The 12,786-nt window shown below is 68.5% G+C and carries 12 protein-coding genes; 8 read left to right on the forward strand and 4 right to left on the reverse strand.

Annotated elements, in window-relative coordinates; genetic code table 11:
• Nucleotides 1-22 precede the first annotated feature (22 nt).
• Together DMC61_RS35145 and DMC61_RS35150 are read right to left on the reverse strand one after the other, a co-directional pair.
• Entirely contained in the window at nucleotides 23-1,123 is a 1,101-nt protein-coding gene (locus DMC61_RS35145; protein ID WP_125694825.1) for a DUF4034 domain-containing protein, read from the reverse strand.
• Nucleotides 1,124-1,132: 9 nt separating this feature from the next.
• Entirely contained in the window at nucleotides 1,133-2,632 is a 1,500-nt protein-coding gene (locus DMC61_RS35150; RefSeq protein ID WP_125694827.1) for a M48 family metallopeptidase, read from the reverse strand.
• 240 nt (nucleotides 2,633-2,872) lie between these two features.
• Here DMC61_RS35150 and DMC61_RS35155 point away from each other — a divergent pair, with 240 nt between their 5' ends.
• Together DMC61_RS35155 and DMC61_RS35160 are read left to right on the forward strand one after the other, a co-directional pair.
• Nucleotides 2,873-4,063: an RtcB family protein gene (locus DMC61_RS35155; protein WP_038521118.1), complete on the forward strand. Its 1,191-nt coding sequence runs from the start codon at nucleotides 2,873-2,875 to the stop codon at nucleotides 4,061-4,063.
• Between the two features lie 62 nt (nucleotides 4,064-4,125).
• Nucleotides 4,126-4,497, forward strand: a complete 372-nt coding sequence (locus tag DMC61_RS35160; RefSeq protein ID WP_125694829.1) for a hypothetical protein — start codon at nucleotides 4,126-4,128, stop codon at nucleotides 4,495-4,497.
• A gap of 73 nt (nucleotides 4,498-4,570) precedes the next feature.
• Here the strand turns inward: DMC61_RS35160 and DMC61_RS35165 are convergent, their stop codons facing one another.
• Entirely contained in the window at nucleotides 4,571-5,713 is a 1,143-nt protein-coding gene (locus DMC61_RS35165) for an MFS transporter (RefSeq protein ID WP_125695049.1), read from the reverse strand.
• 207 nt (nucleotides 5,714-5,920) lie between these two features.
• Here DMC61_RS35165 and DMC61_RS35170 point away from each other — a divergent pair, with 207 nt between their 5' ends.
• Nucleotides 5,921-7,363: a catalase gene (locus DMC61_RS35170; protein WP_125694831.1), complete on the forward strand. Its 1,443-nt coding sequence runs from the start codon at nucleotides 5,921-5,923 to the stop codon at nucleotides 7,361-7,363.
• Between the two features lie 433 nt (nucleotides 7,364-7,796).
• On the forward strand, nucleotides 7,797-8,327 hold the full coding sequence (locus DMC61_RS35175; RefSeq protein WP_037334998.1) for a hypothetical protein: 531 nt from the start codon (nucleotides 7,797-7,799) through the stop codon (nucleotides 8,325-8,327).
• A gap of 102 nt (nucleotides 8,328-8,429) precedes the next feature.
• Here DMC61_RS35175 and DMC61_RS35180 read toward each other — a convergent pair whose 3' ends face one another.
• Nucleotides 8,430-9,476: an alpha/beta hydrolase gene (locus DMC61_RS35180; RefSeq protein WP_016337904.1), complete on the reverse strand. Its 1,047-nt coding sequence runs from the start codon at nucleotides 9,474-9,476 to the stop codon at nucleotides 8,430-8,432.
• A gap of 146 nt (nucleotides 9,477-9,622) precedes the next feature.
• Here DMC61_RS35180 and DMC61_RS35185 point away from each other — a divergent pair, with 146 nt between their 5' ends.
• The 4 genes from DMC61_RS35185 (at nucleotide 9,623) to DMC61_RS35200 (ending at nucleotide 12,739) form a co-directional block, all read left to right on the forward strand.
• Nucleotides 9,623-10,198 carry an NADPH-dependent FMN reductase gene (locus DMC61_RS35185; RefSeq protein WP_125694833.1) on the forward strand — a complete coding sequence of 192 codons (576 nt, stop codon included), beginning with the start codon at nucleotides 9,623-9,625 and terminating at the stop codon, nucleotides 10,196-10,198.
• Between the two features lie 139 nt (nucleotides 10,199-10,337).
• Nucleotides 10,338-10,760, forward strand: a complete 423-nt coding sequence (locus tag DMC61_RS35190; RefSeq protein ID WP_016337902.1) for an organic hydroperoxide resistance protein — start codon at nucleotides 10,338-10,340, stop codon at nucleotides 10,758-10,760.
• A 57-nt stretch (nucleotides 10,761-10,817) separates the two neighbouring features.
• Nucleotides 10,818-11,294: a Dps family protein gene (locus DMC61_RS35195; protein ID WP_016337901.1), complete on the forward strand. Its 477-nt coding sequence runs from the start codon at nucleotides 10,818-10,820 to the stop codon at nucleotides 11,292-11,294.
• Nucleotides 11,295-11,365: 71 nt separating this feature from the next.
• Nucleotides 11,366-12,739 (forward strand): glutamate decarboxylase, encoded by a 1,374-nt coding sequence (locus DMC61_RS35200; protein ID WP_125694835.1) that lies wholly within the window; start codon nucleotides 11,366-11,368, stop codon nucleotides 12,737-12,739.
• Nucleotides 12,740-12,786: the final 47 nt, after the last annotated feature.

Here is a 12,786-nt window from a genome sequence, read left to right on the forward strand (position 1 = left end):
ACGCGCCTACGCATTCAGAGGACTAAACGCGCGTGGCACCCGCGCAGGCCGCATACCGCGTCGCCAGGAACTCGCCCCGCGGATCCCCGCTGTAGGACCACACCCCGCCGTCCGCCCGCGTCCCCAAGTGCCGGAACTGCTCGACGGCCTCGTCGAAGCGCCCGTTCTCCACGAGCGCCTTCGCCAGGTACGCCCGGTCTCCCCGCTTCTCCGGATAGTCCTCGCCTTCGAGCAGCGCCAGGATCCCGTCGAGCGCGCCGGAGACCCGCGGGTCCCGCCACGCGGGAACGTCCTGGAACTCGGCTTCGTGCGCGGCGACCAGCAGCAGCGGGGCCAGGTTCGGCGACTCCGCGGCCGCGGTCCCGGCGAACTCCCACATCAGCTCGTTCGAGCCGAACCACTTCGCGCACCAGTACTGCAACGCCCGCGAGTGCGCGCCGCGGTGCCGCGGGTCGCGGGCGACGAGTTCCGCCCAGACCTTCCGGTACTGGTCGTTTTCGTACTGCCGCCCCATCGCGATCGTGAGCGCGGTCACCCAGGGCGTCGGGTCTTCGGGAGCGAGCCCGGCCGCCTCGTGCACGGCCTCCTCGGCCTGCTCCAGCACCCGGAAGAACGCGGCGAACTGCTCCTGCGTGACGTGCTTCGCCTGCAGTGAACTGCGCACCTCCCAAGCCACGTCCACCAGTGACGCCGCGTTGACGAGCACGGCGCCGGGGTCGCCGGGGCGGGCCTTCCGCCACGCGCGCAGCCACTCGTCGTCCTTCGCGGCGGCCTCGCCGAGCGCGCCGGTCACCTGATCGCGGCGAGCCCAGTTCCCCCGGGTCGACGCCAGCAGCGCGGCGGCGCCTTCCCATTCGCCGCGGGCGGTCGACTCCTGCACGGCGAGGATCTCCGTGTCGGTCCAGTACTCCTTGGCCGACACCTCGCTGTCGGCCAGGAGACCCCAGCGCGTGACGTCCGGGATCCTGCCCTTGAACTTGGGCTTCTCCGGCGGCAGCAGCGCGGCGAACTCCTCCGGCGTCAGCACATTGTTGAGTTCGTCGATGCTGACGCCGCGCCGCTTCGCTTCCTTCATCACGGCGAAGACAGCCTTGCGTTGACGGGATTTGAGCAGCCAAAGCATGGAAACTCCTTAAGAGCGAACGAGAGTGAGGGCCGGCCGATAGCCGGCGGGCACTCCGGCGGCTGTCAGCAGCGCGCGCAGCGGCGCGGTGTCGGATTCGGCCGCGGTGGCCTGGTCGAGCGCGGGTTCCAGCCGGTCTTCCAGCGGCTCGTCGACGGCGAACGGAGCCGGCCCGGACCACGAAAGCGACCATCGTCCCGCGCCGACGTCGGTGAGCGCCGCGTGGACGACCACCGTCAGCCGCCGGCGGACCGAGACGACGGCGAACTCCCGGCGGGCGCGCGGACCGGCGCCGGCGGGTGGCTCCGGATCGGGATCGGCCAGTTCCTCGTGCCTGCCCGCGTCGAGCAGGTCCAACGCCATGTCGAGGGTGCGTTCGCCCAGGACCTCGGCGGCCGCTTCGGCGGCGGCGTGACGGCGGCCGATGGCGACCAGCGACTGCCAGTCCGTCCGCCGCTTGGTGTGCGCCTCGTCGGAGAAGACGGTGAACAGCGCCTCGTCGAGCATCTTCTCGGCGCCGGTCAGCAGTTCGGTCGCCGGACGTTCGCCGCCGGGACGGACCGGGATCCGGGCGCCCGCTTCGAGCGTCGCGACCCGGTCCCGGGTGGCCGGATGCGTGTCCCAGCGCGACGTCTCGTCCTCCGACGGGTTCCGGCGGATCTCCTCCATCTGCTCCGCCCTGGTCGGGTCGGTGAGCAGCGCGCGGTAGCCCTCGCCGAACCGGTCCGGGAGGTAGCCCGCGTCCCAGCCGATCGAGGCGTAGTTGTTCATGAAGAACCGCCAGGTGACGGCCAGCGCTTCGATCTCGCGCAGGGCCGACGTCGCCGCGTCGGTGCCCGCGAGCCGTGCCGAGACGGCGTCGGCCGCGAGCTCCTGAGCCCGGCAGACGCTCATCGAGACGGCGAAGTACAGCTTCGCGTACTGCTTGAAGAGCCAGCCGACGAAGCGCTCGAAATAGCCGTCGCGGTCGAGGCCGCCGACCACCCGCGCGATCGACTTGCGCCCGCGATAGGTCACCGCGGCGAAGCGGGTGTCCTTGTTGCTGTAGTGCCCCAGTTCGTGCGCGAGCACGGCGCGGAACTGGTCCTGGCGCAGGCCCATGATCAGCGGGACACCGATGATCATGCGGCGGCGCAGCACCCGCAGCCCGAGCCACGAGGTGCGCTCGGTGACCGCGGCGTTGACGTCCGGATCGAGGTAGATCTCGTCCGGTGGGCGGGTGCCCGCCTCGGCCGCCAGCTCCCGGACCAGCGCCCAGAGCGCGGGCTGGGACTCCGGCGTCACCTGGACGCCGGGTACGTCGTCGTCGGTCACCCGCTCGACCGTGAGCAGGGTCTTGAGCAGGATCCAGCCGACCGGAACGGTGATGATGCCGAGCTTCACCGCCGCGATGACGTTGTGCTGCAAAGCCAGTACTTCGAGTGTCACGATCCCGCCCACGAACGCGAGCACGAGCAGCGGGAACCCCGCCAGCAGGACGGCAGCGAGCAGCCCACGAAAAGACTTCACTGTGAAACGGACCTTCCCCAGAGTTGGTGTACCCCCGACACCGAGCGCTCATTGTGCCCGAAGCGCCTCTCATGGCCGATCACTTTTCGAGTACGATCGAAGACTTCGGGATGAACATCACCCCGGGCCTCCGCTGTCGCATGTGGACTGTCCATTGTGGAGCCGGTTAATTGCCTTGTCCGGTTCGCCCCAGCGGTGCATTCTCAACGGCGACAAAACGTTTTCCACGAAGGGAAAGTCATGTACACGGCGGTCGAAGGCTCGCGGGTTCCGATCCGGATGTGGGCGGACCCCGCATCGGTCGAGGACCAGGCCATGCGGCAGCTGCACAACGTCGCCAACCTGCCGTGGGTGCACGGCGTCGCGGTCATGCCCGACGTCCACTACGGCAAGGGCGCGACCGTCGGCAGCGTGATCGCGATGCGCGACGCGGTGTCCCCGGCCGCCGTCGGCGTGGACATCGGCTGCGGGATGAGCGCGGTGCGGACCTCGCTCACCGCCGCCGACCTGCCCGACGACCTGCTGAAGCTCCGCCGCCGGATCGAATCGGCCGTCCCGGTCGGGTTCGGCCTGCACAAGACCCCGGTGAACCCGGCCAAGGTGCACGGTGTCGGTGGCTGGGACGCCTTCTGGAAGTCCTTCGGAGACCTGCATCCCGGCGTCCAGGAACTGCACGACCGCGCGTCGCGCCAGATCGGGAGCCTCGGCGGCGGCAACCACTTCATCGAGGTCTGCCTCGAACAGGGCGGCGAGGACGAAGGCCGCGTGTGGCTGATGCTGCACTCCGGTTCGCGCAACATCGGCAAGGAACTCGCGGAACGGCACATGGCCGTCGCGCGGAAGCTGCCGCACAACGCGGATCTGCCGGATCCGGACCTCGCGGTCTTCGTCGCGGGCACGCCGGAGATGCAGGCGTACCGGCGCGACCTGTTCTGGGCGCAGGACTACGCGGCGCGCAACCGCGCCACCATGGTCGCGCTCGTGAAGCAGGCGCTGAAGGACGTCGTCCCGCAGACGACGTTCGACGACGCGATCAGCTGTCACCACAACTACGTCGCCGAGGAGACCTACGACGGCGTCGACCTCCTGGTGACCCGCAAGGGCGCGATCCGCGCGGGTTCGGGTGACCTCGGGATCATCCCGGGCAGCATGGGTACCGGTTCGTACATCGTGCGCGGCCTCGGGAACGCGTCGTCCTTCCAGTCCGCGTCGCACGGGGCGGGCCGCCGGATGTCGCGGAACAAGGCCAAGAAGCTGTACACCGCCGAAGACCTCGCCGCGCAGACCGCCGGCGTGGAATGCCGCAAGGACTCCGGCGTGGTGGACGAGATCCCGGCCGCGTACAAGGACATCGAAACGGTGATCAAGGCGCAGACGGACCTCGTCGAGGTGGTCGCGCACCTCAAGCAGGTCGTCTGCGTGAAGGGCTGAAACGTGGGTGGTGTGCCGGGGAACCCGACATACCACCCACGTTTCTCGCTACTGTGGTCTTCATGAAGAGGTTGGGAATCGCGGCGCTCCTGGCGGCCGCCGGGCTCGCGCTGGCGGGCTGCAGCGAGGTCACGAACGCCGTCGATCAGACGAACAAGGCCGCGACGAAGGTCGGCGCCTGTGCCGAGGCGCTCAGCCTCACCGACCTCAATCCGGACCCGGCGACGATCAAGGAACGCGCCGCGGACAAGGAGAAGCGCCTGCGTGAGCTGGCGAACAGCGTCGGCGAGCAGAACGTCGCGAGCGCGCTCACCGGCATGGCCGATTCGTATCTGCAGGTGCAGAAGGAGAACATCCAGGACGCGGGCAAGATCGCGGACTGGACCAAGCGCAACCTCGACCAGGTCGAGGCCCTCCGCAAGGTCTGCGCCTAGCCCCCTTTCGCATTTCGTCCTCTGAATGCGGTAGTTGGTATCGCCAACGACCGCGTTCAGAGGACGAAACGCATCAGGAGGAGGTGAGCGCGGGCACCTGGGCGGGCGTACGGGACCGGCGCCAGAACAGGCCGGCCGAAGCGATCGCCAGCGCGCCCAGCGCCGAGGCCGCGAACCCCCAGCCGGGGCTCGAATGGTCGATCACGAACCCGATGATCGGGCTTCCGATCGCCAGCCCGATCCGGCTGGCCGCGTCCAACAGGCCCATCGCCTCGCCGCGCACCCGCGGCGGCGCCGCCGCGCTGACCGTCTCCGTGCTCGCGGCGAGCGTCGGCGCGCACAGCACGTTGCTCGGGAAGAGCACGATCGCCAACAGCCACCACGGGTGGTCGATCAGCCCGACCGGCAGCGTCAGCACCGCTAGCAGCACCATCAGCGTGCCCTGCGAAAGCGACCGCCGGACCGCGCCGTGGATCGCCCCGCCGAGCACGGACGCGACGCACATGAACGTGATCAGCAGGCCCGACCAGGCGATGTCCCCGCTCGCGCGCAGTGTCGCCAGCGCCGCGAGCTCCATTCCGACCAGGCAGAACAGCGCGCCCGCGGCGATGAACATCGCCATCACGAGCCGTCCGGTGAGCCAGCTCCGCACGCGCGGCCGCTCCCCGGTGAACACCTCGGCGTCGGCTTCGGCGCGGATCGGCGGGTTCTGCCGGTAGATCAGCGTCGCCGAAAGCGCGAAGCAGACCCCGATACCGGTGAGCGCGTAGACCGCGGGCAGCTGCGTGATCGCCATGATCCCGGCCGACGGCCCGATCATGAACGACGCCTCCACCAGGATCGTGTCCAGCGAGTAGGCCGCTCGCCGCTGCTCCAGCGGCACGAGCGCGGTGAGCACCAGCCGCGCGAGCGTCCCGGCGGGCACCGACAGCACACCCGCGGGGAGCGCGACCGCGAGCAGCACCTGATACGGCAGATGCGGCGCGCTGATCCAGAACGTCGACGAGGCCACCCCGCAGATCGCGACCACCGGCCGCAGCCCGTAGCGGTCGACGTACCGGCCGACGAGCGGCGCCCCGATCGCGCTGCCGAGCGTGGTGGCGGCGCCGATCAGCCCGGCCGCGCCGTAGCCGCGGCCGAGGTCGTTGACCACGTACAGCGTCATCGTCACGCCCATGGCCGTCATCGGGAGCCGGGCCAGGAACATCAGCAGCATCGAGCTGGGAACTCCGGGCACGGCTAACACGCGACGATACGGAGCGAGGGCCATACGTCCGATGAGAACGTAACTTGGTACGCGCGTGCAAGTTTTTTTCGCGAGGTACGGGTCACCCGGTCCGGGGGGTTTTCTTGACTGATTCCAGATTAAGCGAGAGGGTGGTGGGGACTGACCGCTCACCACCACGAACCAGGAGGCACCGGCGTGACCCTGCCGACCACGAACAACGTGGGCATCCCCGTCGCGAGCGACAACGACTCCCTGACGGTAGGCGCCAACGGCCCGATCCTGCTCCAGGACCACTACCTGATCGAGAAGAACGCCCAGTTCAACCGCGAACGGGTGCCGGAGCGCGTCGTCCACGCCAAGGGCGGCGGTGCGCACGGCTTCCTCGAGGTCACCGAGGACGTCAGTCAGTTCACGAAGGCCGCGCTGTTCCAGCCCGGCGTGCGCACCGAGAGCCTGGCCCGCTTCTCGTCGGTCGCCGGCGAGAACGGCTCTCCCGACACGTGGCGCGACCCGCGCGGCTTCGCGGTGAAGTTCTACACCTCCGAGGGCAACTACGACCTCGTCGGCAACAACACCCCGGTGTTCTTCATCCGCGACCCGATCAAGTTCCCCGACTTCATCCACTCGCAGAAGCGCCGCGCCGACAACCACCTGCGCGACCACGACATCCAGTGGGACTTCTGGACGCTGCGGCCCGAGTCCGCCCACCAGGTCACCTGGCTGATGGGCGACCGCGGCATCCCGTCGAACTGGCGGGAGATGGACGGCTTCGGCTCGCACACCTACCTGTGGGAGAACGCCGGCGGCGAGAAGTTCTGGGTCAAGTACCACTTCAAGACCGACCAGGGCATCGGCTACCTGTCGCAGGCCGACGCGGACCGCATCGCGGGCGAGGACTCCGACTACTACATCCGCGACCTGTTCAAGAACATCAAGCAGGGCAACCACCCGAGCTGGACGCTGTACGTCCAGGTGATGCCGTACGCCGAGGCCGCGGACTACCGCTTCAACCCGTTCGACCTGACCAAGGTGTGGCCGAAGGGCGACTACCCGCTGATCAAGGTCGGCCGCTGGGTGCTCGACCGCAATCCGGCGAACTACTTCGCGGAGATCGAGCAGGCCGCGTTCGAGCCGTCCAATCTCGTGCCGGGCATCGGCCCGTCGCCGGACAAGATGCTGCAGGGCCGTCTGTTCGCGTACCCGGACGCGCACCGCTACCGGATCGGCGCGAACTACACGCAGCTGCCGGTCAACGCGCCGAAGTCCCCGGTGAACAGCTACTCGCGTGACGGCGCGATGCGCTACAACAACCCGGGCGACCCGGTGTACGCGCCGAACTCCTACGGCGGCCCGCACGCGAGCGCGGAGATCGCCTCCGAGACCGCTTCGGGCTACGGCGTCGAGGACGAGGTCATCCGGTCGGCGTACAAGCTCCACGCCGAGGACGACGACTTCGGCCAGCCGGGCACGCTCGTCCGCGAGGTGATGGACGACGCGCAGCGCGAGCGGCTCGCGAGCAACATCATCGGCCACGCTTCGAACGACGTCTCGCAGCCCGTGCTGGAGCGCGTCTTCGAGTACTGGCGGAACGTCGACAAGGACCTCGGCGACAAGGTCGCGGACGCCTTCCGCAAGTAAAGGACCTCTCTTCGAGAGGCCGCTCCCACCACGGAACGCCCCCGGTGCGCGCACCGGGGGCGTTCCCATGTCCCCACTCGCATGTGAAACCAGAAGTGGGCGTGGCGTGCGTGGGGGACACCCCGAGTGGAGCAGTGCGACACGCCTGTCCGACGGAGTGATGAAGCCAAACGATCACCGTTTACGCCGGTGTGGGTGAACGAGCGGCTCCACGGTGGAGGTCGGTCACGGATGGTCATAAATCGGCGGGAAAAGGATGATCTTCAGGGGGAAGCACAAGATTTCGACGTTAATCAATTGCGGGGGTCTTCCCCGGGAATGAATCCGGCACGTAAGGGTTAGAAATCGGTTCCAACCGGTGATCGGGTGGTGTTCGGCCGATACGGCGGGTATCGATTTACCTCGTCAGGTCCCAGAGGCCAGGAGGTAAGGAATGAAAGGCAACATTGCCCGGATGATTGCCGTGGTCGCCACCGGCAGTCTGTTGGCGGTGGCCTCGGCCGGCGCCGCGACGGCTGGTACCGATGGTGGAAAGGGTTCGTCGAACACGCAGGCGCTCGCCGCGCAGGTGCTGCAGATGCGGGACGGCCTCACCAAGGTGGCCTACGCCGGTGACGTCGCCAAGACGCGGGCCGACTTGGACAAGCTGAGCCCCGTCCTCGGTGACATCGCCGCGGGCAAGCGCTACCAGATCCAGACCGAAACGCAGAAGCTCGGCGACCTGGCCCAGGGTCGCTCCGTCGAGTCCAGCAGGCTGCTGGCCGACCCGACCGCGAAGGCGCGTCAGCTGCCGCCGCTGCCGGTGCCGATCCCGTCGCTCCCGGACCTTCCCGGACCGCTGAAGATCGTCAGCGACCTGGTGAAAGCCCTGCTCACGGCCGTGACCGGCATTCTCGCGGGCCTGCTCGGCGGACTTCCCGTCCCGCCGCTTCCGGTACCGCCCGTACCGCTTCCCACGCCTTAGGAGACCGAGGGAGTCGTCAGGTTCCGCCGTGCAGGGCGGCGGGCCACGAAATGGGGGCCGGGGCCCGGGTGGGGACATTTCTCCCCACCCGGGCTCTGGCCGTCACCGGGGCGCTAGGCCCACTCGCAGGGCGCCCGCCGCCTCGGCCGTCGCTTCACGGAACCGCCGCCCGACGCCGAGGAAGTTGAGGTACCCGTGGATCAGGTCCGGCTGGCGGCTGAGCGCCACCGGGACCCCCGCTTTCCGCAATTTCTCCGCGTAAGCCTCGCCCTCGTCGCGCAGCGGATCGAAACCGGCCGTCGCGATATACGCGGGCGGCAATCCGGAAACGTCGCCGTGCAACGGTGACAGTTTCGGGTTGTACAGATCGGTGCCCTTCGGCACGTAATGTCCCTCGAACCAGGTCATATCCGAATCGGTGAGGAACAGGTCCTCCGCGAACAATTCCCGGGAGCGGCGGCGCACGGTGAAATCGGTCGCCGGGTAGAACAGCAGCTGGAACGCCGGGACGCCGCCGCCGCGTTTCACCGCCTGTTGCGCCGTCACCGCCGCGAGGTTCCCGCCCGCGCTGTCGCCGCCGACGGCGATGCGCGCCGGATCGGCGCCCAGATCCCTCGCCTTCGCGAAGGCGTACTCGAACGCCGCGATCGCGTCTTCGGTGGCGCCGGGGAACCGTGTCTCCGGCGCGAGCCGGTATTCCACCGAAAGAACCCGCACACCCGCCTGTTTCGCCAGGTAGCGGACGCTGTTGTCGTGGGAGGCGCGGCTGCCGACCACCCAGCCCCCGCCGTGGAAGAACACGAGCAGCCCGGACGGGTCCGGCAGCCCGGCCGGGGTGTAGAGCGTGGCCGGCAGGTCGCCGTCACCCGTCGGGATGAGTAGTTCCCTGGTGGCGACCGGCTCGATCGTCGGTCCGCTCACCAGATGCCTGCTGGCCAAAAGCATGCTTCGCGATTCTTCGACGCTTCCCCGCACCAGCGATGCCTTCGCCAGCTTCTGCAGGCGAAGCAGGAGCTGGGCGTCCAACGCCAGTTCCTGTCCGTCCAGGCGTAGCGGCGGCCCGGCGATGGCCCGTCTGACCGGCCTCGGGAGCCAGAACGCCAGCTGCGAAAACGCGGCCTCGGCACGGATCTGGAGCGGTATCGCCATGCTTCCTCCTGGGGGCTTCCCGACAGGTTACTTTCGAGTAGGTATGCCGTCCAGCGGGAACGGGCTGTTGGGGCGAACGGGTGTGACGCAGACCTCCGTTCCAGATCCTGGTCCTCCACTTAAGTAGAGGGGTTAGCCTCGAAAGCGTGACTTCGACGAACTCGGTGCATGTCCTCGGTATCGGCGGCTCTCTGCGGGAGGGCTCGCAATCCGAGCGCGCGCTGCGGATCGCGCTCGGCGGGGCGGCCGAAGCGGGAGTCACCACCGAGCTGATCGCCGGACCCGAACTGGTTTTGCCGTTCTATGACACGGCTTTGGACGAGCGGCACGAGCGCGCCACGCGGCTGGTCGAAGCGATCCGCCGCGCCGACGGGATCGTCGTCGTCTCGCCCGGCTACCACGGGGCGCTGTCCGGCCTGGTCAAGAACGCCCTGGACTACGTCGAAGACCTGCGCGACGACGCCCGTCCGTATCTCGACGGCCGCGCGGTCGGCCTCGCCGCCGTCGCCTACGGCTGGCAGGCCGCGGTCACCACACTGGAACAGCTCCGCACGATCACGCACGCGCTGCGCGGCTGGGCCACCCCTTTGGGTGGTTCGATCAACACCGCGGAGACCAAGTTCGACGAAGCGGGCGGCGCCTCGGACGAGAAGAGCGTCCGCACCCTCCGCCTGATCGGAAGCCAGGTCGCCGAGTTCGCGCTGAGTCGCGCCGGTCACTAAGCCGTTTGTTCCGGTCATCGTCCGGGTAATTCCCGGACGTGATGCCTGCCATGGGGTGGCAAGGTTTCGCGGTTGCGGGACGTTGACACCGAAGAGACGCTCAACGGGGCGTGTCTTGAGACCAGGAGGTAGGCGAAGAATGGCTGAGGCTCTGTACACCGCTGTGGCCACTGCTCGCGGCGACGGCCGCAACGGTGAGGTCACGTCTTCCGACGGCGTCATCGACGAATCGCTGGCGATCCCGAAGGAGATGGGCGGCCCCGGCGGGGACAAGACGAACCCCGAGCAGCTCTTCGCCGCCGGCTACTCCGCCTGTTTCCACTCCGCGCTGCAGCTCGTCGCGCGCCAGGCGAAGGTGACGCTGGACGGCTCCACCGTGACCGCCGAGGTCAGCGTGCTCAAGCAGGGCGCGGGCTTCGGGCTCGGCGTGGCACTCAAGGTTTCGCTGCCCGGCCTGGAGCAGGCGCAGGCCGATCAGCTCGTCGAGCAGGCGCACCAGGTGTGCCCCTACTCGAACGCGACCCGCGGCAACATCGAGGTCGCCCTGTCCGCGACGGTCTGATCCCGGCCGCGGCAGGTCCATCCCGAACCGACTGATTTCTGAAAGGAAGACCGGAAAATGGGCAAGTCTCCGATCCAGAGTCCGTTGAGCGAAGCCGACAAGGAGATCACCGGTAACGCCTTGCAGGCCACGCTGGTGGATCTGGTGGACCTGTCGCTGATCGCGAAGCAGGCCCACTGGAACGTCGTCGGCGCGAACTTCCGCAGCGTGCACCTCCAGCTCGACGAGCTGGTCGACACCGCGCGCCAGTACGTCGACGAGGTCGCCGAGCGCGCCAACGCCATCGGTGTCTCGCCGAACGGGCAGGCGAAGGCCGTCGTGGAGAGCTCCGGCCTGCCGGACTACCCCGACAACTGGCAGTCCGTCGAGTCCACGGTCGCCGCGATCGTCGGCATCCTCGCGGCGCTGATCGAGCGGCTGCGCAAGCGCATCGACGAGACCGACAAGAGCGACCTGGTCACCCAGGACCTGCTCATCGCGATCACCCAGGAGCTCGAAAAGGCGCACTGGATGTGGCAGGCGCAGCAGGCCTGACCCTCACCCCTCGTGAGTGGTAAGGACGGTTCTAACCGTCCTTACCACTCACGAGCCGCTACGTTCGATCCATGGTGCTGCACAAGGGAACCGGCTCCGATCCGGACCGCAAGACCGGGGCCAACCCGCTGTACGCCGGCGCGTATCCCGCGCTCGCCGCGAACATCCGCCTCCCGCACGACAGCCTCGCCGAAGACCCGCTCCCGCCCGACACCGCGCTCCAATTGGTGCGCGACGAGCTGATGCTCGACGGGAACGCCCGGCTCAATCTCGCCACGTTCGTCACCACGTGGATGGAGCCGCAGGCCCGCGAGCTGATGGCCGAATGCGTCGACAAGAACATGATCGACAAGGACGAGTACCCGCAGACCGCGGAACTCGAGCGGCGCTGCGTGAACATCCTCGCCGATCTGTGGCACGCGCCCGATCCCACCGCGATCATGGGCTGCTCCACCACCGGTTCGTCGGAAGCCTGCATGCTCGCCGGCATGGCGTTGAAGCGCCGCTGGTCGAAGCTGGGCCGCACCGGCAAGCCGAATCTGGTGATGGGCGCGAACGTCCAGGTCTGCTGGGAGAAGTTCTGCGAGTACTGGGAGGTCGAGCCGCGGCTGGTGCCGATGGACGGCGACCGGTTCCATCTCACCGCCGACGAGGCGATCGCCCGCTGCGACGAGAACACGATCGGCGTCGTCGCGATCCTCGGGTCCACTTTCGACGGCAGCTACGAGCCGGTCGCCGAGATCGCCGCCGCGCTCGACGGCCTGGCGGAACGCTCCGGCTGGGACATCCCGGTGCACGTCGACGGCGCTTCGGGCGCGATGATCGCGCCCTTCCTCGATCCGGAGCTGAGCTGGGACTTCCGCCTGCCGAGGGTGGCGTCGATCAACACCTCCGGGCACAAGTACGGGCTCGTCTACCCCGGCGTCGGCTGGGTGCTGTGGCGCGACAAGGAGGCGCTGCCGGAGGAGCTCGTCTTCAACGTCAACTACCTCGGTGGCGACATGCCGACTTTCGCGTTGAACTTCTCCCGCCCCGGCGCCGAGGTGGCCGCGCAGTACTACACGTTCGTCCGGCTCGGCCGCGAAGGTTTCCGTGCCGTGCAACAGGCTTCGCGTGACGTCGCGACCCAGCTGGCGGACGGGATCGCCGAGCTGGGCCCGTTCCGGCTGCTGACACGCGGCGATCAGCTGCCCGTGTTCGCCTTCACGACGAAGCCGGACGTCGAGGGCTTCGACGTCTTCGACGTGTCACGACGGCTTCGCGAGCGTGGCTGGCTCGTCCCGGCGTACACGTTCCCGGAGAACCGGACCGATCTCGCGGTGCTGAGGATCGTGGTGCGTAACGGTTTCACCCACGACCTCGCCGATCTGCTGCTCGCCGATCTCCGCCGCCTGCTGCCCGAGCTCGATCACGGCCCGCGACCACGGACCGCGTTCCATCACTGAGCCGGGTGCCCTGCGTCACGCCGGATTTCCCCGGGCCCTACCGGCGC

The sequence above is a fragment of the Amycolatopsis sp. WAC 04169 genome (assembly GCF_003947535.1).
In the GTDB taxonomy this organism is placed as follows: domain Bacteria; phylum Actinomycetota; class Actinomycetes; order Mycobacteriales; family Pseudonocardiaceae; genus Amycolatopsis; species Amycolatopsis keratiniphila.